This is a genomic window from Gracilibacillus salinarum, assembly GCF_022919575.1.
Taxonomy (GTDB): domain Bacteria; phylum Bacillota; class Bacilli; order Bacillales; family Amphibacillaceae; genus Gracilibacillus; species Gracilibacillus salinarum.
Genome location: NZ_CP095071.1, coordinates 3,306,687 through 3,332,832, shown reverse-complemented (window position 1 = coordinate 3,332,832; position 26,146 = coordinate 3,306,687). Strand labels below are relative to the sequence as shown.

The 26,146-nt window shown below is 38.9% G+C and carries 24 protein-coding genes; 7 read left to right on the top strand and 17 right to left on the bottom strand.

Features of this window, described 5'->3' with window-relative positions:
- Window positions 1–7 precede the first annotated feature (7 nt).
- The 6 genes from MUN87_RS15595 to MUN87_RS15570 form a co-directional block, all read right to left on the bottom strand.
- Window positions 8–913, bottom strand: coding sequence for an ABC transporter permease (locus MUN87_RS15595; protein ID WP_439649672.1), 906 nt, complete (start codon window positions 911–913; stop codon window positions 8–10).
- A gap of 1,150 nt (window positions 914–2,063) precedes the next feature.
- On the bottom strand, window positions 2,064–2,774 hold the full coding sequence (locus tag MUN87_RS15590) for a YesL family protein (protein WP_244741516.1): 711 nt from the start codon (window positions 2,772–2,774) through the stop codon (window positions 2,064–2,066).
- Between the two features lie 1,053 nt (window positions 2,775–3,827).
- Window positions 3,828–4,814 (bottom strand): ring-cleaving dioxygenase, encoded by a 987-nt coding sequence (locus MUN87_RS15585; protein WP_244741515.1) that lies wholly within the window; start codon window positions 4,812–4,814, stop codon window positions 3,828–3,830.
- Between the two features lie 194 nt (window positions 4,815–5,008).
- Window positions 5,009–5,836 carry an NAD(+) synthase gene (gene nadE / locus MUN87_RS15580; RefSeq protein WP_244741513.1) on the bottom strand — a complete coding sequence of 276 codons (828 nt, stop codon included), beginning with the start codon at window positions 5,834–5,836 and terminating at the stop codon, window positions 5,009–5,011.
- Window positions 5,837–5,851: 15 nt separating this feature from the next.
- The gene (locus MUN87_RS15575) at window positions 5,852–7,309 is read right to left on the bottom strand and encodes a nicotinate phosphoribosyltransferase (RefSeq protein ID WP_244741511.1); all 1,458 of its coding nucleotides are present in this window, start codon (window positions 7,307–7,309) and stop codon (window positions 5,852–5,854) included.
- Entirely contained in the window at window positions 7,306–7,875 is a 570-nt protein-coding gene (locus tag MUN87_RS15570; RefSeq protein WP_244741509.1) for a cysteine hydrolase family protein, read from the bottom strand. The genes MUN87_RS15575 and MUN87_RS15570 overlap by 4 nt, the downstream gene beginning before the upstream one ends.
- A gap of 160 nt (window positions 7,876–8,035) precedes the next feature.
- Between MUN87_RS15570 and MUN87_RS15565 the strand changes: the two genes are divergently transcribed.
- Window positions 8,036–8,920 (top strand): TIGR01777 family oxidoreductase, encoded by an 885-nt coding sequence (locus MUN87_RS15565; protein ID WP_244741507.1) that lies wholly within the window; start codon window positions 8,036–8,038, stop codon window positions 8,918–8,920.
- Between the two features lie 108 nt (window positions 8,921–9,028).
- Here MUN87_RS15565 and MUN87_RS22325 read toward each other — a convergent pair whose 3' ends face one another.
- The 3 genes from MUN87_RS22325 to MUN87_RS15555 all read right to left on the bottom strand — a co-directional run bounded on the left by MUN87_RS22325 (window position 9,029) and on the right by MUN87_RS15555 (window position 9,834).
- On the bottom strand, window positions 9,029–9,163 hold the full coding sequence (locus tag MUN87_RS22325) for a hypothetical protein (protein ID WP_255840632.1): 135 nt from the start codon (window positions 9,161–9,163) through the stop codon (window positions 9,029–9,031).
- Window positions 9,164–9,423: 260 nt separating this feature from the next.
- On the bottom strand, window positions 9,424–9,537 hold the full coding sequence (locus tag MUN87_RS15560) for an Ltp family lipoprotein (RefSeq protein ID WP_244741505.1): 114 nt from the start codon (window positions 9,535–9,537) through the stop codon (window positions 9,424–9,426).
- 132 nt (window positions 9,538–9,669) lie between these two features.
- On the bottom strand, window positions 9,670–9,834 hold the full coding sequence (locus MUN87_RS15555) for a hypothetical protein (protein ID WP_244741504.1): 165 nt from the start codon (window positions 9,832–9,834) through the stop codon (window positions 9,670–9,672).
- A gap of 157 nt (window positions 9,835–9,991) precedes the next feature.
- Between MUN87_RS15555 and MUN87_RS15550 the strand changes: the two genes are divergently transcribed.
- The gene (locus MUN87_RS15550; protein WP_244741502.1) at window positions 9,992–10,426 is read left to right on the top strand and encodes a ferritin-like domain-containing protein; all 435 of its coding nucleotides are present in this window, start codon (window positions 9,992–9,994) and stop codon (window positions 10,424–10,426) included.
- A gap of 123 nt (window positions 10,427–10,549) precedes the next feature.
- On the opposite strand, the gene MUN87_RS15545 is transcribed toward MUN87_RS15550, so the two are convergent.
- Window positions 10,550–11,419, bottom strand: a complete 870-nt coding sequence (locus tag MUN87_RS15545) for a cation diffusion facilitator family transporter (protein ID WP_244741500.1) — start codon at window positions 11,417–11,419, stop codon at window positions 10,550–10,552.
- Between the two features lie 248 nt (window positions 11,420–11,667).
- A complete protein-coding gene (locus tag MUN87_RS15540; protein WP_244741498.1) occupies window positions 11,668–12,837 on the bottom strand; it encodes a TraB/GumN family protein in 1,170 nt (389 codons plus the stop codon).
- A 344-nt stretch (window positions 12,838–13,181) separates the two neighbouring features.
- Here MUN87_RS15540 and MUN87_RS15535 point away from each other — a divergent pair, with 344 nt between their 5' ends.
- Window positions 13,182–13,961 carry a CAP domain-containing protein gene (locus tag MUN87_RS15535; RefSeq protein ID WP_244741496.1) on the top strand — a complete coding sequence of 260 codons (780 nt, stop codon included), beginning with the start codon at window positions 13,182–13,184 and terminating at the stop codon, window positions 13,959–13,961.
- A gap of 162 nt (window positions 13,962–14,123) precedes the next feature.
- Here MUN87_RS15535 and MUN87_RS15530 read toward each other — a convergent pair whose 3' ends face one another.
- Window positions 14,124–14,978, bottom strand: a complete 855-nt coding sequence (locus MUN87_RS15530; protein ID WP_244741494.1) for a MurR/RpiR family transcriptional regulator — start codon at window positions 14,976–14,978, stop codon at window positions 14,124–14,126.
- A gap of 146 nt (window positions 14,979–15,124) precedes the next feature.
- Between MUN87_RS15530 and gnd the strand changes: the two genes are divergently transcribed.
- Both gnd and MUN87_RS15520 read left to right on the top strand, forming a co-directional pair.
- Entirely contained in the window at window positions 15,125–16,021 is an 897-nt protein-coding gene (gnd, locus tag MUN87_RS15525; protein ID WP_244741492.1) for a phosphogluconate dehydrogenase (NAD(+)-dependent, decarboxylating), read from the top strand.
- 24 nt (window positions 16,022–16,045) lie between these two features.
- Window positions 16,046–17,392, top strand: coding sequence for a GntP family permease (locus MUN87_RS15520; protein ID WP_244741490.1), 1,347 nt, complete (start codon window positions 16,046–16,048; stop codon window positions 17,390–17,392).
- Between the two features lie 299 nt (window positions 17,393–17,691).
- Here MUN87_RS15520 and MUN87_RS15515 read toward each other — a convergent pair whose 3' ends face one another.
- The 4 genes from MUN87_RS15515 to MUN87_RS15500 form a co-directional block, all read right to left on the bottom strand.
- Window positions 17,692–19,095, bottom strand: coding sequence for a sugar porter family MFS transporter (locus MUN87_RS15515; RefSeq protein WP_244741488.1), 1,404 nt, complete (start codon window positions 19,093–19,095; stop codon window positions 17,692–17,694).
- A gap of 849 nt (window positions 19,096–19,944) precedes the next feature.
- A complete protein-coding gene (locus MUN87_RS15510) occupies window positions 19,945–21,471 on the bottom strand; it encodes a helix-turn-helix domain-containing protein (protein ID WP_244741486.1) in 1,527 nt (508 codons plus the stop codon).
- Window positions 21,465–22,892, bottom strand: coding sequence for a sensor histidine kinase (locus tag MUN87_RS15505; RefSeq protein ID WP_244741485.1), 1,428 nt, complete (start codon window positions 22,890–22,892; stop codon window positions 21,465–21,467). The genes MUN87_RS15510 and MUN87_RS15505 overlap by 7 nt, the downstream gene beginning before the upstream one ends.
- Entirely contained in the window at window positions 22,885–23,868 is a 984-nt protein-coding gene (locus MUN87_RS15500) for a sugar-binding protein (RefSeq protein WP_244741483.1), read from the bottom strand. The genes MUN87_RS15505 and MUN87_RS15500 overlap by 8 nt, the downstream gene beginning before the upstream one ends.
- Before the next feature lie 140 nt (window positions 23,869–24,008).
- On the opposite strand from MUN87_RS15500, the gene MUN87_RS15495 reads away from it, so the two are divergent.
- Both MUN87_RS15495 and MUN87_RS15490 read left to right on the top strand, forming a co-directional pair.
- Window positions 24,009–24,335, top strand: coding sequence for a four-helix bundle copper-binding protein (locus tag MUN87_RS15495; RefSeq protein WP_244741481.1), 327 nt, complete (start codon window positions 24,009–24,011; stop codon window positions 24,333–24,335).
- Window positions 24,336–24,518: 183 nt separating this feature from the next.
- Window positions 24,519–24,968, top strand: a complete 450-nt coding sequence (locus MUN87_RS15490) for a DUF2188 domain-containing protein (RefSeq protein ID WP_244741479.1) — start codon at window positions 24,519–24,521, stop codon at window positions 24,966–24,968.
- 250 nt (window positions 24,969–25,218) lie between these two features.
- On the opposite strand, the gene MUN87_RS15485 is transcribed toward MUN87_RS15490, so the two are convergent.
- Window positions 25,219–26,025: a polysaccharide deacetylase family protein gene (locus MUN87_RS15485; protein WP_244741477.1), complete on the bottom strand. Its 807-nt coding sequence runs from the start codon at window positions 26,023–26,025 to the stop codon at window positions 25,219–25,221.
- Between the last annotated feature and the right edge of the window lie 121 nt (window positions 26,026–26,146).

The window sequence follows — 26,146 nt, the reverse complement described above, 5'->3', positions numbered from 1 at the left end:
CTCTTTGTTAATAAATCCCTTCATCTCCAAAACGTTTCGCCATTTTGTTAGCTACGACAACCAGAATCAGACCAACAAGTGATTTAAATAAACCGACAGCCGTACTGTAGCTAAATTGACCCTGCTGTATCCCCACTCGATACACATATGTATCAAAAACTTCCGCAACTTGAGATACTGCTCCATTGTACATTAAGAAGACTTGCTCAAAACCTACTTCCATTACATCTCCTAATCGCAGGATCAGAAGAATGATAATAACGTTTCTAATTGCAGGTAAGGTTACGTGCCATATTTGTCGGAAACGGTTAGCCCCATCTATTTTAGCTGCTTCATATAATTCAGTATTTACACCTGCAATAGCTGCTAAAAATATAATAGTTCCCCATCCTGCCTCTTTCCAGATTGATTGTCCCGTTAATAGAAACCAAAAAATGTCGGAATTAGTTAAGAAGTCGAATTTCTCTAAACCAAAGAACACAAACAATTGATTCACAACACCTTCAGACTTCGATAAAAGCATGAACGTCAAACTAGCAATAATTACCCATGATAGAAAATGCGGCAAGTAAACAATAGATTGAACGGTTTTTTTATAAAACTGATTCCGCACTTCATTTAATAAGATGGATAAAATAATGGGCAACGGAAAAAAGAACAATAAATTAAGAAAGCTGATTGCTAATGTATTCCTTAGCAAAAGTAAGAAATCATTTCCGGAAAATAACCTAATGAAATGCTCCCATCCGACCCATGGACTTTCCTGATACCCTAAAAAAGGTGAGAAATCTTTAAATGCAATGGTGATTCCCCACATTGGCACATATTTAAATAACAAAAAATAAATAATTCCTGGCAATGCCAGTAGATACAAATATTTATCCCTTGCTATTTGGGAAAATAACTTTTTAATTTTACCAGGTGACTTCTTTTGTGTACGATATGGGTTGTCTTTTAATGTTTTTGTGTTTTCCACTCTATCACTTCCTTCACTTTCCAAAATTTTATTAATATGTTTAGCAAATAATTCTTCTAAGACAACAAGTCAAAATGAAGCTTGAACTAAATGTAAACGTTATCAAATTTTCCTGCAATAAGATTCTTTTTATTCTTATGAATACAGCACTAGTACATTTTTGATTTGTTTGACTTTTTTAAACAAATCCTTGTTATATCAACACTTACATCCATTCCAAATATTAATCAAGTTATGTTTCCTGATCAAGGAACAAGAGGCTCCCCCTTCCTGTCCTAATCATCTTACATATATAAATCTGTTTATAATATGGATTATCTTTCTTAGCTAAGTTCCTAAAATTGCTACGCGCTCTGTATGTTCGGTTTGAGTTAGGCTACTACTTGAACAGCATCTTGTTCGGCAAGCAATGGCTAGCTAACATAATCCGTATTAAAGGGACCTATAATATGGATTATGTCAACTAAGGCTATATGGCAAAACGGTCATTTTGAAATATTTTATCTGCGTTGCAAAGCTCCGGAAATAGGCTCCGCGTCCTGTGGGCACGGCTTCAGCTAATTTATGAAAGAAACTTCTTTTCTTTCATAAATGGATCTTCAGCTCGCGCTGATTCCACGGGAGTCTCCGCCTATTTCTTACGCTCTAGGGAAGTTCTACAACGTATGGAACAGGTAAAAGCAGTGGTTCTAGGCATAATGTTATTCAAAAGCAGATATTTATGGCGCAATCAATATGCTAGCAATTCCAAAAGTTGTAGAGCAAACATTCTAGCGTAGGCCAACCACGGAGACTCCCGCGGGATTATGCAGGCGCTGAAGATCCACTTTGTGAAACGATCTTCTTCACAAAGTTAGCTTCAGCCGTGCCCCGCAGGACGCGGAGTGGTTGGCCGAAGCGGTATCCCAGCACATTAAATATCTCAATATGGATGCTTGGCAGCGATGGCTAGTTGACATAATCCAAATTATAGGAACCTATCTTCCTATTCAGCATGATTACTTCTACGACTGTACTTATATGCTTTCTTTACTTACAAAAAAAGCAGCGATTCTAATATAAGAATCACAGCCTTTTTTTAAATACTTCATTTAGTTATATGAATTTCCCGCTGGTTATTCGTTACGTCTATTTTCGTCAAATAACGATAAAACCCGAGAAAAGAAACATACGCAATGACTGAACCAATAAAGAAGGGAAAGGCAAAGGAAAAAAAGTTCAATGCCAAATAAAAAGACAACCCACTAACAATCAATATTTCAATAGTTAGAATGGGATTAATCAAAGTCAACAGCATCGCATTTTTCAAATCGCTAAAAGTGGTGGATTGGTAATGAACAATTAAAGAAAAATAGTGAATACTGAACACAAAGATAATAAAGGCAACAACATAAAACAAATACGTTAGCATTGCTAAATCATTAATTTGTATTAGAAAGAAATTAAGAATTAAACAACTCCAAATTAGTGTAACGAAACAGCCTCCCTTTGCACTTCGCTTGTAATTAGCTTTATAATATCGCCAATAGCTACTAAACAAATGCATATCTTTATCCATTATCCATCCCCGCATCACCGCAAATAACGCTACTGTCGCCGGAAAAAAAACAAGGGGTAACACCATCACTAATAAAAGACCAAACAAAATTAATTCACCAGTATATCGAACCATTAATATGTTGAACATTACGATAATGACAGGCAAATTGAAAACAAACCATAATAAATTTGCTACAACAACCTGTGTTAACCATCTGGAAATGGCATAAAAAACGCCCCATATTCCATTAATCTCCACATTAACACTTCCCTTACCTGAAATAAGACAAAAAATGAACTGTCATGAAAAGAATTCTAATCTATAACAATGCCCTTTTATAAAAGGTATCCGTTTTCCTAAATTACTGCAATAATACTTTTTTTATTTATTTGACTTTTTTTGAATAATTACATGATGGACCGTTTCTGAACAGGTTTAAATACGAAAAACCGGGTAATTTCACCCGGTCCTAACTAATAAAATCATATACAACTACCCATAATATGGATTATGTAAACTAATGCTATATGGCAAAACGGTCATTTTGAAATATTTTATCTGCGTTGCAAAGCTCCGGAAATAGGCTCCGCGTCCTGTGGGCACGGCTTCAGCTAGGCTACTACTTGAAAAGCATCTGTGCTGCCTTGTGCCGAGGAAGCCCACTTCGAAGCAATGCTTGCAGACACAGGCACAAATGAAGTGGATCTTCAGCTCGCGCGGATTCTACGGGAGTCTCCGCCTATTTCCTACGCTTGAGGGAAGTGCTACAAATTATGTAACAGCAAAAAGCAGTCGTGCTAGGAATGTATCTCATCAATTATGGTGTAAATCTTGCAGATAGTGCTTCATATCCTAGCTGTCGCATAAATTGTGGAGCTATACATCAGCGTAGGCCAACCACGGAGACTCCCGCGGGATTGTGCAGGTGCTGGAGATCCACAACGTCTGCACCTGCGTCTTCTGGTAACGCTTCGAAGTAGGCTTCCTCGGTGCAAGGCAGCAATGAAGTAACGCAAGTAGTAGCCTAGCTCCAGCCGTGCCCCGCAGGACGCGGAGTGGTTGGACGGAGCGGTATCATACCACACATATTTTTCAAAATGACCACTAAGCTGCTAGTTTACATAATCCATATTATAGGAACTCAACTTCATATTCTTATCTGATTAGAAAAAATCTGCATCTGCCTCGTCTATTAGCGAGTCCCATCGTTTTTCTTATACTTAGCACATTCTAAATTTCACTACGTCATGCTTCTTCATTGCCAAAATTACCCACCGAAAAAAAGACCAAGTAATAGTACTTGGTCAGATCTTATTCCATATATTCTTTAATTATATCCTTACTGCTTCTCACTGTATCAATATGACGGACCATACTTTCAATTTCTTTCCTCTTATCCTCAAGAAATGGTGGTAACGAAAGTTTTTCGCCTAAGGTTTCGTAAGGTTCATCCCCCATGAATCCTGGACCGTCTGTTGCCAATTCAAATAAAATTTGGGGAGCCACTCTGGTATATAATGATTGAAAGAAGAATCGGTCAACATAACCAGATGTCTGGAAACCGAAACGACGGTAATGCTGATCCCATTCGTGTAATGTTTCAACATCGTCGATACGGAATGCAGCATGATGAACAGTTCCATAACCTTGTCTTGCCATCGGTAATTCCTTATTTTCTTCGACGATTACTTGCGCGCCATTTCCGCCTTCTCCCACTTCGAACAGATGGAAGCTGCCGGAATTATCAATTTCCTTAAACAATAATACCTTCTCCATTACCTGACGAAAATACTTATAATCCTGGATTCGGACGAAAATTGGGCCTAATCCTGTAATGGCATATTCCAGGGGTATTGGACCGTCCTGCCAAGGTGTTCCAGAAGCGACACCTTCATTATTCTGATCAGAGATTAATTGATACTGCTGATCGTCAAAATCGACGAAGGATAATACTTTCTTGCCAAATTGCTCCTGAATACCATCGTGCTCTACCTCTAAACGATCAAATCGCTTTAGCCAGTAATCGAGCGCCTCATCTGATGGTACTCGAAAGGCTGTACGATAAATCTCATTTGTACCGTGCATCCCTTTAGGAATACCAGGGAAATCGAAAAATGTCATGTCGGTTCCTGGACTGCCTTTATCATCCGCAAAAAATAAGTGATAGGTTTGAATATCATCTTGATTAACAGTTTTCTTCACTAAACGCATCCCTAATACATAGGTGAAGAATTTATAATTCTCTTCAGCGCTGCTGGTAATAGCTGTGACGTGATGCATGCCTTTTAAGCCATTCATCCGCTCATCTCCTTTATAAGACAAAAATTATTTCGAATTCGAGACAAATTAATATTACTATCTGGTTCAATTATTTCACAAAGAAATAATGATCAATTACGAATCATTATTGTGGTAAATATATCAGACAAAGGCAGTGAAAATCAAACAAAAGAGCTGCCCCACTTTTATTCACCAGACAGCTCCTATCTGTTTTATTTCCACCAATCATCGAATACAGTAATTGGTTCTTCTCGTTTATGACGAGTTTTTAAATACCAATTTTCAATGGTCTTGGCATCGTTTTCGGCTACTTCTTTACCTTCTAAATAATCATCAATCGCATCATACGTTACTCCTAATGCTTCTTCATCAGGCAATTGTGGTTTGTCTGTTTCTAAGTCAGCAGTTGGCATTTTTTGATATAAATGCTCTGGACAGCCCAGCATCTTCAGCATCGATTTCCCTTGTCTTTTGTTCAATCGATATAGAGGCAGAATATCTGCAGCTCCATCACCATATTTGGTAAAAAAGCCGGTAATAGCTTCTGCGGCATGGTCTGTTCCCACTACGACTCCACTTGTAGCAGCTGCAATATCATACTGTACCTTCATACGTTCACGCGCTTTCGTATTTCCCTTCACAAACTCACTGATATCGCCTATTGCTTTTTCTACTGCTTTTTCACTCGCATCAACAGCATCTTTAATGTTCACACGCGCTACTCTGCTCGGCTGAATAAATGCTATGGCATCTTTACAATCTTCTTCATCAGCTTGTTCACCATAAGGTAGTCGCACAGCAATGAATTCGTAATTGGCACCCTTATTTTCTTCATTTAATTCATTAATGGCTGTCTGGCATATATAGCCCGCAAGTGTAGAATCCTGACCACCAGATATCCCCAATACGGCACTTTTTAAGAAAGAATGCTTCTTTAAATATGCTTTAACAAAATCGACACTGCGGCGAAATTCCGCCTGTGGCTCAATGGTCGGCTGTACTTTTAATGTTTTAATAATTTCTTCTTGTAATGTATGCATCACAATCTCCTTCCATTATTCAACCTTTTCCTTGACCTTCTGCTTAATATCTCGGATTAATTTCATTTTATTTTCCCAGCAAGCTTCACTTAAATCAACAGGATACTCCTCCGGCTTCATTGTTCGTTTGTATTCTTCCCAAAGCAGGTTCATATTCTGCGTAGTGTAATTCTGTATAGCCTCTAACGATGGACTTCTATATTTAATCTCACCATTTACTACAACATCCTCGTGCAAATTAACTGCCGTGAAATTGGTCACAAACTTACTAATATATGTATGCACCGGATGGAACATTTTCAAACGTTCTTGTGATTGAGGATCTTCCTGCTCCAATGCAATATAGTCGCCTTCCGAATAGCCAGTTTCATTATTAACAATCCGATATACGCGCTTACTGCCTGGAGTGGTGACCTTCTCTGGATTTGCCGAAATCTTAATCGTATCAATCATTTTATCCTCTTCTTCAATCGCCACCAGCTTATAAACGCCACCTAATGCAGCTTGATCATAGGCAGTAATCAGCTTGGTGCCAATTCCATAAATATCAATGACTGCCCCTTGCGCTTGCAAGTTAAGAATCGTATATTCATCCAGGTCATTGGAAGCGATAATCTCTGCTTCGGTAAACCCTGCATCATCTAACATTTTGCGCGCTTTCTTTGATAAATATGCCATGTCCCCACTATCAAGGCGAATTCCTTTAAAATTAATTTTATCTCCGAATTCTTTTGCCACCTTAATCGCGTTCGGCACACCTGAGCGCAACGTATCATACGTATCTACCAGGAAGACGCAATCCTTATGTGTACTGGCATATTTCTTGAACGCAATATAATCATCCCGATAAGCCTGCACCATCGCATGCGCATGTGTTCCTGCAATGGGAATCCCGAATAATTTACCAGCACGCACATTACTTGTCGCTGAAAAACCGCCAATATAGGCAGCTCTTGTTCCCCAAATCGCTGCATCCATTTCATGTGCCCTACGCGTACCAAATTCCATTACCGTACTATTTCCGACAACATATTTAATCCGCGCTGCCTTCGTTGCGATTAATGTTTGATAGTTCACAATGTTAAGTAAGGGGGTTTCGATTAATTGTGCTTCTGCTAATGGCGCCTCAATTCGCATTAACGGTTCATTTGCAAACACAACCTCCCCTTCTTTCATGGATTTGATCGTGCCAGTAAATTTTAAGTTACGTAAGTAATCGAGAAAATCGTCCTCATACCCGCCAATTTCCTTCAGATACGTTAAATCACTTTCCGTAAAGCCAAAATTTTCGATAAAGTCCAACACGCGATCTAAACCGGCGAATACAGCATAACCATTATCAAAAGGAAGCTTGCGAAAATACAACTCAAATACTGCCTTCTGTCCTGCTTTTCCGTCACGCCAATAGGTTTCTGCCATATTTACTTGATACAGATCCGTATGAAGCATTAAACTATCGTCTTCGTAAGTCATGATTGTCTTCCTCCAAATTCTATCACCTTTGCACCTAATGATTGCTCAAAATGTCCAAGTGCCCATTCGTGTCCTGCCTGATTAAATGATGCAACGGCATCTTTGTACACAACAATTTGAAATCCTTTGTTATACGCATCAACTGCTGTATGCAGGACACAAATATCAGTACATACCCCGACAAGATGCACCTCTTGAATTCCTCTTTCTATTAGTTTAATCTCTAAATCGGTTCCTGTAAAAGCAGAATACCTCGTTTTATCTATATAATATACATGTTCGTTATTTTCATACTTCTGATAAACAGTCTGAAGACTTCCAAACAACTCCCGCCCCTTACTTCCTTTCAAATTATGAGGAGGAAAAAGTTTTGCTTCCGGATGATAAGGATCTGCTTGATCATGCAAATCTACTGCAAATACAGTGAATGTGTTATCCTTCACAAACTCTTCGGTAATAAGAGAAATCTTATCCTCAATCACTTGACCAGGAGGACCACAAGTTAAAGCACCGTCTTCTGCCACGAAATCGTTGGTATAATCAATATTGATTAACGCTTTTTTCAATTCTGTCATCTCCGTTCTATCGTACTGCTAATCGGTTCTTTCGTATACATCGTTAATTATTAGTGTAACAAAAGTAGCAACAAATGTCAGAAAAATTTAACAATGCTTTACTTTTTGGTATGATTGAGTAAAAGTCTGGAAAAAAAGGGGAGCGATTGTGATGGCAAAAAAGATAGTACTGGCAGGGGGAACAGGATTTATCGGCAATTATTTCCGAGATAAATTAATGGAGCTTGGTTATCAGGTGATTGTGATCGCAAGGAAAGCCCCTGCGATTCCTTGGAATAAACATCACGCCATCGTCGACGCATTAGAAGGGGCGGAAATGGTTATAAACTTAGCCGGAAAATCGGTCAATTGCCGTTACAATGAACAGAATAAACAAGAAATTCTTCATTCACGTACTGGCACAACTAAATTATTAGGGGATGCCGTAAAGTCATGCGAAAAACCGCCAGCATTATGGATTAATGCTAGTACTGCTACCATCTACCGACATGCAGACGATCGGCCAATGACAGAAACTGACGGTGAAATCGGGACAGGCTTTTCCGTCGATGTCGCTTCGAAATGGGAGCAATCTTTTTTTCAATGTTCATTACCCGCAACGCGACAGGTTGCTCTAAGGATTGCCATCGTATTAGGACCTAACGGCGGTGTCATGACGCCCTACATGAACTTGGTGAAGTTTGGCCTCGGTGGGATCCAAGGAAATGGAAAACAGATGTTCAGTTTTATCCATATAGAAGATTTATTTCAAATTGTCTTATTTATGCGGGATCATCCAGCATTGGAAGGTGTATTCAATTGCTCTGCTCCTCATCCGGTTAAAAACGAACACTTGATGCGGGTACTTCGACATCATCTTAATCGACCTTTTGGATTACCAGCACCTGCGCCCTTACTTGAAATAGGTGCAATATTTCTGCGAACAGAAACCGAGTTAATACTAAAGAGTCGCTGGGTATTGCCTGAACGTTTACTACAGGCTGGATATGCCTTCCGTTACCCAACAATCGAAGCAACGATTCAAGACGTTGTCTGACAACTTCTACATATTCAAATAAAATTCGTTTACATTTCGCTCATAATTCTTGTATAATAAAAGTAGAATATGGAGTGAGTGCGAGGTCTCCCTCACACTCATGTGGTTTTACTCGGATCGTCGCTTGGCAGAGCGATGATCCTTTTTTTTGTGTCTTCTCATGTTTAAGATCGCCGTAGTCAAGTTAATACAAGCAACGGCAACGCTTCCTGCTAATGCAACAAAAGTTAGCACCACTTCCATATTCTCCACCCCCTTTCACTAGAGGGTTGTCTATAGTATAGCACAAAACAGAACGTGTGTTCTAGTTTTATTTAAAAATTTGGACTTTTCTACTAGTTACTTAAAGGCAACTGTCATTTGATTTCACAGTGAATCAAATGCTTGATGTTACAGCTTTTACTGTTATGCATCGTTTCACTAACTATCGTAGAAAATAATAAAAAATATTAAAATGTCACTCGTTGGTCACTTTTTGGTCACTAAAAAAGCACCTACCAAATTTAGTAGGTGATTAGACAATATTCTAAATTCTCAACTGCATAATCTGCTTGCTCTTGTGTGAACTGATCTCCATTTTCCGAAGATAATTGATCTCTGATTGCTTCAATTGACATATCCATGGATTCTTTATAATTTTTTGCAGAATTTAACGCATTCTTATCCCAGTCTGCTTCACTATTATCTAAATGTAAAAAGATAAAGGAGCAGTAAACGGATCTGCTCCTTATTATAAGAATTAAACTACATTAAGAAAGAAGCTCACGGCACTCTGCTACACACTCTTCTAAATCTTTAGAAGCATGTTGCATTTTTTGTTTTGCAGAATCATGTGCATAGCTCATAGCACTACTCAGATGAGTTAGTGCACTTTCGCATTCAGTAATACATTCTTGAAGTTGATTTTGGTCCACTGAATTCGCCTCCTTTTATTAAAATCACTTATATTATGGCTACATTTTAATGAATTATTTATGTTTTTTCGTTTATAATCAACATTAATTAGACTAGCACATACCCTCAACTTTCTTCATATAGTTATATGGAAACTTTATCTTAAGGAGAGTAACCATGTATCAATATTTAAATTATGAAAACTACCGCGTAATGAATAATAATAAATTCAACGCAGACCTGCAAAAAGCAATTAATGCTGAATATAGTGCTATTTCATGTTACGGTATGCTAGCAAAAATGGCACCGAACTCGACACAAATAAATAGAATCTTAGAGATACAAAATGATGAAAAAAGACATCTTCAGTCGTTTGCAGAAATTTATATTCGTTTAACAGGACAGCAACCCACCTATAATATAACGGAAGAATGTCCAACTAATTATCGTGATGGAATAGAATTTGCTTTTAATGATGAACAGGGGGCTGTGGACTTTTATTTAGATATGGCCGATCGTGCTCAAGAGGAGAAGATTAAACAATCTTTTCAACGTGCTGCAGCTGACGAGCAAAACCATGCTGTTTGGTTTCTATATTTTATAAATAAATAGAAATAGAATAAGCCCTTCCCCCAATTCTAAGAAAGAGGTTATAGAACTAATAGGCTAAGGACTAGAATAAGAGATGGGAGTTTTTCTCCCTCTCGGCAATATATTTCTACCGTCTTTTTCAGTCTAATATTTTGGTTCAATGTGAACTTGAACATCATATATATCGTATTTTTCTATCAATTGGTTTTCTACTCTGGTTGAAAGATCATGAGCTTCTTTGATATCTTGATTAGAATGTACTTGCATCACAACATCTACCACTACATTAGTGCCATAGTTTCGAGCTTTAATATCTTTAACTCCTTCTACACCATCAATAGATAAAATTGTTTTCTTATACTGATCCATTTCCGTTTGATCAAATCCATCTGTAAGATGATGTGAAGCTTCTCTAAAAATATCCCAAGCTGTTTTGCAAATTAAATACCCAACAACCACAGCCGTAACGGGGTCCAACCAAGGTAAATCAAACTGCGAACCAAAAATACCAATCGATGCACCTATACTTACCCACGCATCAGATAAATTATCTTTTGCAGCCGCCTTAACGGCTTGACTCTGTGTTCGCTTAGCAATAGTATTATTATAGCGATAAACACCAAACATAACGATTGCACATACAAGACCCGTCCAGGCTGCAATAAGGTCCGGGGACTCAGTGCTTTCATTTAATACAGAGGAGATCGCTTGATACAATACTTGTAAACCCACTGCCATCATAATAAACGACGCCACCATCGACGCCACCATTTCAGCTTTCCAGTGACCGTAAGGATGATCATGGTCTGCAGGTTTTTGAGATAACTTTAATCCTACTAATACTGCAATTGACGCTAAAATATCCGTAACGTTATTAAGACCATCGGCTTTCAAGGCTTCTGAACCAGTATTATAACCAATTAAAACTTTTATGACGGATAAGCACACGTATGCAATAATACTAATAATTGCTGCTCTTTCTCCTATTTTTAAATTGCGTTTCTGTTTTTCCATCTAATCACCTTTTCTTTAATCTTATATCATCATATCAAGGTGATAAGGAGTGGGTCTATAGCAACGTTTTTAGTCCCTTCAAAGGTATTTATATACTCGAAAAATTGTTTCCTCTATCAATAACGATAGAAAAACTAAAGCACCCATCACTAATAAGTGGTGGGTGCTTTTGAATTTTGAATTTCAGAGTTTAACGCTGAATATTTAGTTTTTAATAAAAAAACAATATAAGAAAAGCCCAATTTTCATTATGAGAAGCTGTCGATAAACAGCCTTATAATATCGGTACCCGCAATTATCGTACCGAGTGAACTACCCAGATTAGCGAATACAACAATCAGCAGTATACGTGTTACCTTATTTTGCCAAAATCCCTTGACTGTATGCACATCTTCTGCCAATGCCTCAAAATCGGATACATGCGGCTTCTTTACAACAGCTTGCACGATTCCTGCAAACCAGCCCGCCGCTATTAATGGATTTAAGGAGGTAATCGGTGCGGCGATTAATGCCGTTAAGATCGTTAACGGATGCCCTAACGCTAATAGAACACCTAGTGCAGAAAATCCTCCATTCCATACCAGCCAGCTAATCACTTGCTGCCATCCTGCCATCGGATTCGTAATAAAAGTAAAGGCAATAATGGCAACAATCAGCAACGGAATGGACCAGCCGATAATCTTCGGTACTTTTGATTTTGGTGGTAATTGCGTTAATTTCTTCAGATCATGCTCTTTTTTAATTTCTTTTGTAATACCAGGTACGTGCGCAGCCCCAAGTACGGCAACAATCTTCTTACCTGGTGCTTTTTTTATTTTTTGCGCTAAATATTGATCACGCTCATCAATTAATGGTTTTTTCAAGCGCGGAAATTGTTCAGAGAATTCGCTTAAAACACTGTCAATCGCATCCTGTTTCTTCATTTTCTCCAAATCTTCTTCCGAAATCGATTCATTGGTAAAGACACCGGCTAATACTTGTGTCAACAGCATCATCTTTCCTTTAAAGCCGATACTTCCCCAAATACGTGAAAAAGTAATTTGAATATTCCGGTCCGCCAAGACAAGCTCCGCTCCGGTTTCTTTTGCGGACTCTATCCCTTGAATCATTTCCTGACCAGGCTTAATACCAAATTGTTTAGCCATTTTTTTCTGGAATGATGAAATAGCAAGATTCATTAATAGCAGGGTTGCTTTCTTTTCTTTAATAACTTGAAAGATGTCCATATCCTGCCAGTTACTTCCGTTCATCACTGATTCGTAGCGTTGCTTGTCTAACTCGATACAAACAGCATCTGGCTGCTCGGCTTCGATAACCTCTTTCACCTGCTCGGCACTATGCTTGGAGACATGAGCTGTTCCAATTAATATGTATTCTTTACCGTCTAGTTCTAGCCTCGTAATATTTTCCTCTGACATGAGCGATTCCTACCTTTTGTAAAAATAACTGCTTCTCTTAGTATAAAGGATTGTTTCCAAAATGCCTAATGTTAATCTGTATGGAAGGATTCTTTTCAAAAAATGTCACAGTGGCAACAGCTTCGTAACATATTGTTATAATTCTAGTAATTTTCAAAGCTGTCAAGTCTATTTTTCTATATTTTTTTACTAGTTTGCGCATTTTTTACCAATTTTCATTTGTTAAAGTGGTGGATTGATAATAGAATCCGGTTTCACCTATCATTTTACTATAATTATCCATGAATATTACAAAAAACCCATGCTATGATGAAGTGGAACAAAACAAAAGGAGTGAAACAACGATGATAAAAAAATTATCGATCACAGCTTTACTAGCAGGAGCCTTTCTACTAAATACAGGTTTTTCTCATGACACAAATGTCGAACAAGCGAAAAACCAAGTTGAGCATAAAGTATACGAGATGATTTCTACTGGAGATATCTCTAAATCTAACATTCAGGATTTCGTAAATAAATGGATGGAGAATCATTCTATTAAGAACCCATCTCAAGAAGAAGAGTCAACTGCAACAGACAACAACAAGCAAGAAAATGCAGGTAATGACGAGAAAGCAACAGAAACACCAGAGAGCAATACAAACGAAACAGAACAAGCACCTGAAGAGAACACAAACAATTCTGCAGAAACGAATGCAGAAGGAAATACAAAAGATCAAGCAACAGAAAGTAACGAAGCATCAGACATCAGTCAATTTGAGCAAGAAGTAATCGATCTTACTAATGAAGAACGTGAAAAGCAAGGATTGTCACCATTAACACTTGATACAGAATTAAGTAAAGTGGCAAAAGCAAAATCTCAAGATATGTCATCTAACGGTTATTTCAGTCACAATAGTCCAACTTATGGTTCTCCATTCGATATGATGGAACAGTTCGGCATCAGCTACCAAACAGCTGGTGAAAACATTGCCAAAGGTCAAACTACTCCAGAAGAAGTAGTAGAAGCTTGGATGAACAGTGAAGGTCACCGTGCTAATATCTTAAATGAAGACTTCACGCACATTGGCGTTGGTTATGTAGAAGACGGTAACTACTGGACACAACAATTTATTGGAAAATAAACAAGCGCACATTTGCTTAGATAACCTACAAAGAAGGTGTAACACAGAGCATATCTCTGGTTACACCTCTTTTATTATAATAAGAAACGTATTTCTTAACGAGTTGAATGTGATTTTAGGCGAATTCTGCTCGCTTTACATACAATTTATGCATCACTGTTCTTATATGCGCTTCACCGTCATCGCTTCACGCATATTCCTGATAGCCTCTTGTCCTGCTTCACCTTTTTCCATCAGCACATTGACATAAAGCAAATCAAGCAGTGAAAGCTGGGCAATTCTTGAAGAGAAGGCTTCTGCTCTGAAATCTGTTTCTCCCGAACTCGTATACAAAGCAATATCAGCAGCAGCACTTAATGTTGATTTCGCAAAATTAGTGATCGCGATGGTCGTGACGTTTTTTTCTTTTAACACATTTAAAATATGGATAATATCCTTCGAGGAACCGGAATGCGAAATTAAAATCGCACAATCCCCCTCCTCCAGTTGTGAAGCGGCCATTAACTGCATATGCGTATCCGACACTGCCTGTACAGCAATTCCGGTTCGAACAAATTTATGATAAGCATCGAATGCTACTACGTTCGAGCCACCTGTACCGAAAAAATGGACAAATCTTGCATTCGTCAATGACTTAACGGCCTTTTGGACTTCTTCCTCATCAATAATTTGCAAGGTTTCCTCCAAGGCATTCATATTAGATCGGAATACTTTGGAAGCTACGGTTTCCACGCTATCCCCCTGATCCACTTTTTCATGTATATCTTGCAAAGAAGATACTACCTCGGAAGCAAGGGCTATCTTCATTGCCTGGTAACCCTTATAACCGATCCGCTTACAAAAACGGAATACGGTTGAATCGGCTACATGCAGGTCTTCTGCTAATTGATTGATCGAGGAATGGATGATCTGGTTAGGATTTCTTAATATGTAATCAGCAATTTTTCGCTCTGTGACACTGAATTTAGGATAGTTTCGACGTACTTGATCCAGACATGTCTGTCGTTTATTCTTCATGATCATTCTCCTGAGCCAAAGTTTACCTAACATTATACTAAAAATACCGAAAGAAAAAAATATTTTTTGCAAACGGTTGAAAAAAGAATTTTTTTTCGTATAATGTATGAAGAACGAAATTTTTTCGAACAAAGGATGGATTATACATGCAAATCGGCATGATAGGCTTAGGAAAAATGGGATATCAACTCTCATTAAACCTATTAGACAACCAATATCAAGTGATTGCTCACGATACAAATCATGACGCAATGAAAAATATTTCGACAGATGGTGCACAAACAGCAGCTACTATCGAAGAATTAGTAAAAAATATCGCTCCACCAAGAACCATTTGGATGATGGTACCTGCCGGGGATGCAACAGAAAGCGTTTTTACATCACTGATTGCTTCACTGGACGCAGGCGATCGGATTATTGATGGTGGTAATGCGCATTATAAGGATTCCCTCAGACGATCTGAGATAAGTCAAGAGAAGGAGCTTTTCTACTTTGACTGTGGGACAAGCGGTGGTATGGAAGGCGCTCGGACCGGAGCCTGTACGATGGTCGGTGGTGATCCTGATGAATTCAAGAAAATCGAACCACTATTCCGAGACGTTACCGTAGAGAATGGCTACTTGTACACCGGAAAAACCGGAAGCGGTCATTTTCTCAAAATGGTACATAATGGGATTGAATATGGAATGATGCAAGCCATTGCAGAAGGATTTGACTTATTGGAAAAAAGTCCATTTGATTATGATTATGAAAAGGTAGCCAAAGTCTGGAACAACGGCTCTGTTATTCGCTCATGGCTTATGGAACTAATGGAGAATGCGTTCGCAAAAGACCCTCGTCTGGATGATATAAAAGGGGTTATGAATTCCTCAGGAGAGGGTAAATGGACGGTAGAAACAGCACTTGATTATGAAATGGCTGCCCCAGTTATTACGCTATCATTAATGATGCGCTACCGGTCACAAGAAGATGATACCTTTACCGGAAAAGCAGTGGCAGCACTTCGGAATGAATTCGGAGGCCATGCCGTAACCAAGAGATAACTTCACAGAAAGGAAGGGAACATCATGTCAGACCAAATGTTAATTTTAATAGCGTTAGCGGGTATTTTTCTTTTACTATTCCTAGTCATTAAGACAAAATTACACGCTTTTGTCGCCTTGTTAGTTGTCAGTTTAATTGTAGGAATTCTAGCAGGTATGCCACTCAGTGAAGTCATTGATACGATGGAGAAAGGAATGGGTGGTACCTTAGGATTCGTTGCCGTCGTTGTCGGTTTAGGTGCGATGTTCGGTCAAATGCTTGAAGTATCAGGCGGAGCAGACCGATTGGCAAAAACGATGATCAATAAATTCGGTGAGGATAAAGCACAATGGTCACTCGGTATTACCGGGTTCCTTGTTGCAATCCCTGTTTTCTTTGATGTCGGTTTTATTATTCTTGTACCTATCGTATATGGATTAGCGAAGAAAACCGGTAAGTCGCTGCTCTATTATGGTATTCCTTTACTTGCCGGGTTAGCGGTTACACACACTTTCATTCCACCAACACCCGGACCAATTGCCGTCGCAGATTTAGTCGGAGCAGATCTAGGCTGGGTCATCCTGTTTGGTGCAATCGCAGGTGTACCATCCATGATCATTGCTGGGCCATTATTCGCTCGCTATATATCAAAACGCTTGCATGTTGTGGTACCGGAATATATGAATATGGAAGAAGTCGCTTATGATAATAAGGAACTACCTAGCTTCCGTTTAATTGCGATAATCATTTTAACACCATTATTTTTAATTTTATGTAATACGTTTTCAGGATTTTTCTTAGGTGAGGGACATATCGTCAGAGAGATCTTTACCTTCTTAGGACATCCTTTTGTCGCGCTGACAATTGCTACGATTTTAACGTTTGTTTTCTTAGGAACGAAACGCGGATTGAGCCGTCAAGAAGTGCAAGATATTGCGAACAAAGGGTTGGAACCAGCAGGGATTATCATCCTGGTAACAGGTGCTGGTGGTGTATTTAAGGAAATACTGATTCAATCAGGCGTAGGTGATGTTATCGGGAATATGATGGCGGATTCAAGCCTCCCTCCTATTCTATTAGCCTTTCTGATTGCGGCATGTGTAAGGGTTGCCCAAGGTTCAGCTACCGTATCGATGGTGACAGCTGCAGGACTTGTCGCACCTTTAATTGATATTTTAGGTTTGGAAGGGCCTGTATTAGGATTAATCGTTATTGCAGTCGCTTCCGGTGCAACCGTATTATCTCACGTCAATGATTCAGGGTTCTGGTTAGTCGGCCGTTATTTCGGCTTAGATGTAAAAGATACATTGAAATCCTGGACTATTATGGAAACACTGATTGGACTGGTCGGTTTAATTGTTGCACTTGTATTGGGAATCTTTATTTCATAACGAAATCGCTGCGTGGTGTCTCCCCTCCGCGCGGCGATTTTTATTTAATAGTGACAAGCCTCTTGCTGTTGTAAACTACCGCATTCGGGGCACCACTGCATTCCTCTTCTTTTCCTGCCTTCCATTAATATAACACTACAAAAGGACTGTTTCGTTCATTACAACTTTTCTCATCCGCACTTTTGATCGAATAACTGCCTCTTTCAATCATAACTATCCTTAAGCATCATCAAATTACTAAGTAGATTTCATTCCTAACATATAGAAAAAGCCCGTGGTCACTACCACGGACTTTCCCTTTATACTAATTCTTCCTGGATTTTCTCTTCTTTTTGCGTTTTGTCTTTTGACTTCCATAACTGTCCGATTTCTTCTAATGTTTTGTTTTTCGTTTCTGGAACGATTGTCATTACAAAGATAAAACAGATCACGTTAATAACAGCGAACATCCAGAATGTAAAAGCGCTACCCATATTGTTGATTAAGACTGGTGTAAACTGTCCAATCGCCCAGTTTGCTCCCCATAGGAATACGGTTGCAATACCTACTGCCTTAGCACGTAAATGGTTCGGGAAAATTTCCGGGATCATAATCCATGGAATTGGACCCATTGACACACAGAACGAAGCCGTGAAACCAGCAATCATAATAATTAACAGTACACCTGCATTTGCCGGATCAAAGTAGAAAATGCTTCCAATCAACAGCATAAACACTGCCATTAAGCTGGAACCGATTGCCATTAACTTCTTACGGCCCAGTTTATCAATTAATAAAATCGCAACAATGGTAAAGACAACTTGTACACTTCCGATAATACTTGTTGCTAAAAACTCTGTGTTATTTTCAAAACCAACACTACGGAAAATATCCGGACCATAGTACGTTACCGCATTCATACCGATTACTTGATTAAATAAGGCTAGGAAAATCCCTACACCCATCGCCATTCTCAAGCCTGGTCTTACTAATTCTTTCACTGAACTGCTTTTTTCTATCTCAATTGATGCTTTAATCTCTTTTAATTCTTTTTGAGCAACCTCTTCGCCATTGATTCGTTTTAAAATGTTGAATGCTTGCTCATCATCTTTCTTCTGTACTAAGTAACGCGGACTTTCCGGAATGAAAAATAGTAAAATCATAAACAAAATGCCCGGAATTGTTCCGTAACCTAACATCCAGCGCCAGCCGACATCTAACGCCCACTCATGGGTACCACTGTTGGCAACACCATAGTTGATATAAAACGTTGCACAGATACCAAGGATGGTGAACAATTGATACATAGACCCTAAGCGGCCACGAATTGCTGGCGGTGCACATTCACTAATATATGTTACCGATAAAGCGGATGCAAAACCGATCCCAAGTCCACCTAAAATTCTTGCTAATACAAGCGTTGTCACACCAAGTGCAAACGCAGAACCTAATGCTGATATAATGAAAAAGATAGCCGACACCATTAACAATTTCTTACGACCCCAACGGTCACTTAGAAATCCTGATAATGCTACCCCTGTTACCCCACCGATCATAACACATGAGATGACCCAGCCTTCCATCGCTGGACTTAAATTATATAGTTCTTGTAAATATCCAATCGCTCCGGAAATAACTGCTGTATCAAAACCATACAATAGACCAGCCATTCCTGCTGCAGATGCGATTAAAATAACATACCAAAGTGAGTGTTTCTTTTCCATGATGCTTCCTCCTATATAAACAGATTGATATCGTTTTCTTTTTACATAAACAGATCCAACTATTGATACGCTTTCATTAAGTTGAAAATTTCTTATGTTTCTAATCTATCATGTATCCACTTTCACAGAAGAAAGATCATCTTCACTTTTTTGTTATTTGCTAGATTTTTTTGTGATGGGATGAAAATCCACCCAATCCCAACTAAAATAATAAACTACCTATAATATGGATTATGTAAACTAGCCATCGCTAGCCAAGCATCCATATTGAGATATTTAATGTGCTTGGATACCGCTTCAGCCGTGCCCCATAGCCGTTAAGTTAAGTTAAGTTAAGTTAATGCTTTTAAAAAGAAAAATGAATATGTTGCCGTAATAAATACAAGTTTTCTATGTGCAGTGATTCTTTATAAGTTGAGTGTAAGATATCATTTATAATAGCTGTTCCTGAAGTATTGGCACAAGAAATCGGATTTTTGACCACAAGAGTCCTTTTGATATCCTTGAGTGGTTATATTTTTGATTCTTATGGACAACTTTTGCTCTTTCTCTTTTCAACTGTCCATAAGAATGGATTATATGATAGGCCGAACATATAAGACAGTTTAAGCTCTCTTTTCCTTAGCTTGACGGCTATGAGCCGTGCCCACAGGACGCGGAGCCTACTTCCTGAGCTTTGCTTAGCAGATAAAATATATCAAAATGACTATTTTGCAATAAATCCTTTGTTAACACAATCCACATTATAAGAAGCCAACTTTATTTGGTACACTTTAATCTTTCACTACATCAAGCCTCTTGATTGCTAAAAATTTTATCCTTTCCTGACGCAAAAAAACAGCACTTTTTTCAAGTGCTGTTTTTTCGATATTCACTAGGGCTGAGCCCGGTTTCTTTCTTGAACACGCGGCTGAAATAATTGGGGTCGCGGTAGCCAATGGTGAGGGCTATTTCTTTTAATGGCATTTCATCATCCAGTAACAAGTCTTTTGCTTTTTCCAGTCTAATATGGGTGACGTACTCGACAAATGTCAGCTGGAAATGCTCTTTAAACAGCTTGCTTAAGTAATAGGAACTTAAGCCGACTTCTGCCGCTACCTCGTCTAACATGATATTTTCCTTGAAATGTGTATGAATATAATCCTTCGCTTGTAATAATAAGCCCTGAACACCATCTGAACGCCATTCATTCATAAGTGTAATTGCTTTTTGTAAATGGGATTTTGCCACTTCTTTTATTTGTGAGGACGTATCAAAACGCTCCAGATTCAGCTGCATATCCTGATCCAATCCGATTCCTTCCATCGTCCGCGTTAAAACGATAAAAAAGTGTTCCAGTGATTTCCGGATTGATGGCAGCTGGTGGTTGGCTTGCTGTTGTATGGAAAGGAAATAACGATCAAATAATTGTGCACCCGTTTGACTGTCACCTGTCTTAATCGCTTCCAATAACTGTTTCTCTACTTCCATTCGCGTGAAACCCTTGCGCTTCTCTGCCATTTTCTCATGATAAACCTGATATTTAGCAGTTTGATGGAAGTGAACTTCTTCCAACGCATACAAAGCATCCTCATATGAACGCGGAAACTCCGCTATTGATTCAATCACGGACCCTACACCAATAAACAGCTGACAATCATAAAGGTGAGCTTGAATTACTTGCAATGTATCTCGTGCAAATTGGGCTAAATTCTGATCCTCATAGATAACCAGTATCGGCAGTTGAAAGCCTGTAAATGGTCCCATCAATATCCGTGAGTTCTGGCTCATCAAGTGATCCTTGACGATCCGGTACCATTCACTTTTAATCGTTCGATCGACATGTTTTTGATCGGACTCAAAGGATAAAACAGCAGCAAACACGCGAGAATCCTCAATTTGCATACCTTTCATCCATTCATCTGTATCAAAATCATGAACATGGTCCATCATTAATGTCAAAATGAATTCCATTTCGACTAAAGAGCTTGCTTGCTCTAATTTGGTATCGATATCCTGACGCTCTGCTAATTCCCCAACCATGCGATCATACGCGTCGAGTACCTCTGAAATCTTGCTTGGCTTCAGTAAATATTCTTTAATACCGAAGCTCATCGCCTGTTTCGCGTATTGAAAAGTATCAAAAGCAGAGACCATGATACATTTTGTCGCTGGTATTTCTGCTAATATTGTTTCAATCGCAGCAAGTCCATCCATTTCAGGCATCTTTATATCCATAAAAATGATGTCAGGCTGATGGATCAACGCTTGTTCAACAGCTTGTTTTCCTGTTCTTGCTTCTGCAATAATCTTAGCATCAGAGCGATTTCGTTCTAAGATCATTCGGATACCTTCTCTTTCCAACGCTTCATCATCTACGAGCATTATGTTTACCATATTATCCCCCCCTTAGGCAGTAGTATTGTGACAGTTGTTCCTTTTCCGACCTCCGACTCGATGGACAATTGACTATCCGGGTGGAACAAATGTAATCGGTCCATTACATTACGCATTCCGATCCCAGTAGAATGACCTTTCCGTTGCTGCTCTGACTCTTTTTTTTCCTCTTTCTGTATTAATTGATCAATGGTTTGCTGATCCATTCCCACTCCATTATCCGTAATATCTATTTGCACCATGTCATCAACTGGAGAAATTCGCAGCATAATCGTGGCACCTTCTGCCATTTCCTCAATTCCGTGCATAAATGCGTTCTCCATAATCGGCTGTAACGTAAGACAAGGGATCGGTGTTAGTAAACAAGATTCGTCAATTTCCTGATGAAAGGTGACCCTGTCCCTGAATCTGGTTTGCTGAATAAAAAAGTATTCATTGACGATGTTGACTTCATCTTTCAAATAGGTTTCTCGATCAAGACTTCCGATATTATAGCGAAGCAAAGCAGAGACAGCAGAAATTAAGTCACTTGTACGCTCAGCCCCTTCGATATAGGCTAGTTTAGAAACAGTATTTAACGTATTGAACAAAAAATGAGGATTAATCTGGTTTTGCAAACTTTTCAATTCCATTTCTTTCAGCAACTGGCGAAGTCGCGCTTTTTCTTTCATTTCCCGAAAAGCTTCCACAATATTTAGCTTCATCTGATTAAAGGTTTGCGTCAATAAATTCAGCTCATCATTCTGTTCCACTTCGACATCTGCAACGCTATAATTTCCTTGAGAAATTTCTTTAGCCGCATTCGTTAGTTTATCTATCACTTTGGTAATACCATTCGAGAACCAGAGCGCAAATAACAGACTTCCGATAATGATCGCAATAAATATAGATGTTCCCATATTTTTCGTGTAGGTTACTCGCTGATCTTCCAATACCAATATGTTCTGGTAACGGCTCAATTCCTGATTAATTAATTCCAACGTTTTTTCATGAATATACGTAGCTGTATCATCTGCCTCATTCAAGTAAGCAGAATAGCGGTCAATATCCTCCTGTTGCACTCCCTCTACTGTCTTATCTGTTAATTCTAAAAAAGAAGATAGCATATGATAGTAATTTTCCTTCGCTGTACTTGTCTCAGTAGCACTATTAAATTGGGCTTGCAAGCTCGCTAACGCCTGGCTGTCTTTTTGATAAAAAGCGAGGTTGTCCTCTGTCGGTTCATGGACATAAATTTGCAAGGACTGAAATACCTGATCGGTCTGATTGGTTATTTCATTTAACATATAATTATGCTCTGAACTTTCATCTTGAAGGGTTACCATTCGTTGTGTACTTTTTTCCTGAACAAAAATGATAACAATAACCAAGGAAAGGACAGCTAGGAAATACATTAATAATTTTGTACGAATTTTAATCATCTAGTTCACCTGCATCTTCCGGTCTTACTACAGATGTATCAGTATGATAGACATCATCGATTGCTTCGCCTTCCATCAGCTTCATCATTAATTCAACACTGCGCGAACCCATTTCATACGGTTTTTGTCCGATTAACACATCAATCTTACCTTGTTTCAAAAGCTCGATATTTTCTGGCAAGGTATCAAAAGCAAGCATGTAAATCGATTCCTCCACCCCTAATGATGTAGCTGCCTCTACCATGCCGATCCCATCTAATGCACTTGTCCCATACAACGCATCAATATCAGGATGTTCTTTTAGCATGTTGTACGCCTTCTCCTCCGCTACCACTCTTGTAATATTGGATTCCTCGATCGCAACTACCTTTACTCCAAGCGCTTGCGCTATCGCTTCCTTAAACCCTTCAACACGCAATTGATGGTGAGCGTTATCAAAACTGCCTGTTACAATCCCAACTGTAGCATTGCTATCGAGATCCTTCACCAATGTCTCGCCAGCAAGTTTCCCTGCTTCATAATTATCTGTTCCCACATAAGCAAGACGATCGCTATTCGGGGCATCGGTATCAATCGTAATGACCGGGATGCCATTCTCCATTGCTTGATTAATCACAGGCAAGAAATCTTCATTTAACGCTTGCACAATAATTCCATCTACCTTTGATTTAATAGCAATATCTAAAAGCTTCAGTTGTTCATCCGGATTAGACCTTCTCGGCCCCTCATATGCAACACTCACGTCATAATTCTGTTCTACGTCTTTTGCCCCTTGACCAACTAAGCGCCAATAGTCATGATCTAATTCTTCTCCAATTAAAGCAAATTGGTAAGCAGGTAACGACTGTTCTGGGCTTGTCTCCTTTTCGATTTTGTCCTCCATCCGCTGGGACTGAATGAAAAAGTAAAGAGAAAAGCCACAGGAAGCAATAAATATAGTTATGAAAATCAAATAGATTAACTTTCTTCGATTCATAGAAACCTCCACATAATGATCTGGATATGATTTATATTAGCACATTGCGTTTCTTTCTTAAAACACGATCAGAATGTTTACTTCGAAAAAATCTGGGAATGTTAACAAACAACTAGATAATATAATGGGAGGTATTTACGATGAGTCACGAACAGCATCAGCAATTACTAGAAACATTACACGAGTGTATGGCAGCTTGTAATCACTGTTATGACGCCTGTTTAAATGAGGAAAATGTCAACATGATGGCACCCTGTATTCGTCTTGACCGTGAATGTGCAGATATCTGTCATTATTTAGAGTCTGCGATCACGAGAAATTCACCATTTGTGGCACAATTAGCATCCGTCTGCGCTGAAATTTGCAGCGCATGTGGAGAAGAGTGTAAAAAACATGAACACGAGCATTGTCAACAATGTGCAGACGCATGTTTTCAGTGTGCGGAAGCATGTAAGTCGATCGCATAAAGTGAGACTTCAATCAGTGGGGGTTTTGACCCTCTCTGATTGCTAGCGAAACTGATCAGGAAGTTATCTTCCGTTTATCCCACACTTAGCTTCTTATGTCTTATGTATCTCTCGAATCTTGAAGTGGGGGTATTACGGACGGTTTTCGCCGTGATAAACTTTTTATCGGAGAGGAGTTATCATATGCCTTGGGACACAAGTGATTATCCCAGCTCTTTAAAAAATTTAGACACGCCCGTCAGGAAAAAAGCAATCGATATCGCCAATGCGATGCTGAATGAAGGGTACCCGGAAGATCGTGCTATTCCGATCGCAACGGAACAAGCAAAAGAATGGTATGAGAATGCAACGAATAAAGAAATTAATAAACTGATCAACAGTAGTGATCAGCAACTTCGTTCACCAGATAATAACACATCATCAGCCCGACCTGAGTTATTAGAAAAGGGCGAACACGTTGTTCCTCACGACGATCAATGGGCTGTCATGTCACAAGATGCCAAGCAAGCATCCAATATTTATCAGTATAAACGAGATGCGATTGATCGTGCAAAAGAAATTGCGAAAAATAAAGGCACACAAGTTACGATACATCGACAGGATGGATCGATCCAAAACACATTACAATATTAACCACTTTTTCAAAATAACAGTTTATTAAATGGAACGGCGGGTATGTAAAATGTACAACCATAGAAAGGAGGCATATTCAAATGGCTAACAACCAAGGAAAAAGCGGCGAAGAAAGAACAGAAAAAACAAACAAAGAATATGGCCGTCAAGGTAAATACGCGAAAGGCAATAAACAAGGTAACAACGAAGACAACGAATAATCGGAAGGATGACCACAGATACTCCCCTGTTGTGGTCATCCTTTCTGTTTTTAATAGGAAGTTAGTGTTACACGTTCGCCTCCCGGAACTTCTACGATCTGGTCGTTCACTAGCAACCAGACAGACTGTGCAGAAGGATTATAGACGAATTGACTGTCAGCGGCAAATTGCAAACGATGGAATGCATGGTAATAATCGACTATTTCCATATTTGTCGCATACCAAATATCATCCTGTCCGCCTGCTTTTTGACAAAATTGTTCGATCAACTCCCAATTATTATCATTGTCAAATTCATAACTATGTCCCCATACATAAAACATATAAAGATATTGTTTTTTATGTAGTGACAGGAATTGATCGGCTAATGACAGTAACTGGTGATTATGATGACAAGTCGGATGCCATTCCAGAAAATCATCTGGTATGGCAAAATGTAATGTGCTGTGCACCGTTCTGCTGTATTCGATTCCTACATGTGGTAATAACTCTTTAATCAACGAATTATAAGAGCCATTTGGATACGACATTCCTCTCACCGTATAACCAGCTATGGATTCCAAAGCTTTTCGATCGTCGATCACTTCTTCGATTAATTGTGCTTTAGGACTGCGTTCAATGGTCGGATGTGTGACTGTATGGGCGGAAATTTCATGCCCTGCATACAGCTCTGCTATTTCATCCGCTGCAATTCGATCCCCTTCGCCTAACAGCCCTGAATTCAAATGAAAACTACTTTTTATACCATGTTGATTAAAAAGCTGGACTAACCTTCTGTCAGCAGCCCGGCCGTCATCATAACTCATCGTCAGTACTTTGTGCTTTCCATGCGGAAAGGTCATTACTACTCTCGCCATTCCATACCCTCCTATAGAATACTAGTCAGCAACTCTTTATATAAAACGCTTTCATTCAAGTATACAGTAACTTCACTCTTATTTCACATAATATTCATAATATGTCTATGTATTTTCAATC

Coding starts and splice junctions, on each gene's coding strand:
- MUN87_RS15585 (WP_244741515.1), bottom strand. CDS start 4,814: ATGAATGGCTTAAAAGGCATGCATCACGTCACAGCTATTACCAGCAGC.
- nadE (WP_244741513.1), bottom strand. CDS start 5,836: ATGCATACATTACAAGAAGAAATTATTAAAACATTAAAAGTACAGCCG.
- MUN87_RS15575 (WP_244741511.1), bottom strand. CDS start 7,309: ATGACTTACGAAGACGATAGTTTAATGCTTCATACGGATCTGTATCAA.
- MUN87_RS15565 (WP_244741507.1), top strand. CDS start 8,036: ATGGCAAAAAAGATAGTACTGGCAGGGGGAACAGGATTTATCGGCAAT.
- MUN87_RS22325 (WP_255840632.1), bottom strand. CDS start 9,163: ATGGAAGTGGTGCTAACTTTTGTTGCATTAGCAGGAAGCGTTGCCGTT.
- MUN87_RS15560 (WP_244741505.1), bottom strand. CDS start 9,537: ATGTCAATTGAAGCAATCAGAGATCAATTATCTTCGGAAAATGGAGAT.
- MUN87_RS15550 (WP_244741502.1), top strand. CDS start 9,992: ATGTATCAATATTTAAATTATGAAAACTACCGCGTAATGAATAATAAT.
- MUN87_RS15545 (WP_244741500.1), bottom strand. CDS start 11,419: ATGGAAAAACAGAAACGCAATTTAAAAATAGGAGAAAGAGCAGCAATT.
- MUN87_RS15540 (WP_244741498.1), bottom strand. CDS start 12,837: ATGTCAGAGGAAAATATTACGAGGCTAGAACTAGACGGTAAAGAATAC.
- MUN87_RS15535 (WP_244741496.1), top strand. CDS start 13,182: ATGATAAAAAAATTATCGATCACAGCTTTACTAGCAGGAGCCTTTCTA.
- MUN87_RS15530 (WP_244741494.1), bottom strand. CDS start 14,978: ATGAAGAATAAACGACAGACATGTCTGGATCAAGTACGTCGAAACTAT.
- gnd (WP_244741492.1), top strand. CDS start 15,125: ATGCAAATCGGCATGATAGGCTTAGGAAAAATGGGATATCAACTCTCA.
- MUN87_RS15520 (WP_244741490.1), top strand. CDS start 16,046: ATGTCAGACCAAATGTTAATTTTAATAGCGTTAGCGGGTATTTTTCTT.
- MUN87_RS15515 (WP_244741488.1), bottom strand. CDS start 19,095: ATGGAAAAGAAACACTCACTTTGGTATGTTATTTTAATCGCATCTGCA.
- MUN87_RS15510 (WP_244741486.1), bottom strand. CDS start 21,471: ATGGTAAACATAATGCTCGTAGATGATGAAGCGTTGGAAAGAGAAGGT.
- MUN87_RS15505 (WP_244741485.1), bottom strand. CDS start 22,892: ATGATTAAAATTCGTACAAAATTATTAATGTATTTCCTAGCTGTCCTT.
- MUN87_RS15500 (WP_244741483.1), bottom strand. CDS start 23,868: ATGAATCGAAGAAAGTTAATCTATTTGATTTTCATAACTATATTTATT.
- MUN87_RS15495 (WP_244741481.1), top strand. CDS start 24,009: ATGAGTCACGAACAGCATCAGCAATTACTAGAAACATTACACGAGTGT.
- MUN87_RS15490 (WP_244741479.1), top strand. CDS start 24,519: ATGCCTTGGGACACAAGTGATTATCCCAGCTCTTTAAAAAATTTAGAC.
- MUN87_RS15485 (WP_244741477.1), bottom strand. CDS start 26,025: ATGGCGAGAGTAGTAATGACCTTTCCGCATGGAAAGCACAAAGTACTG.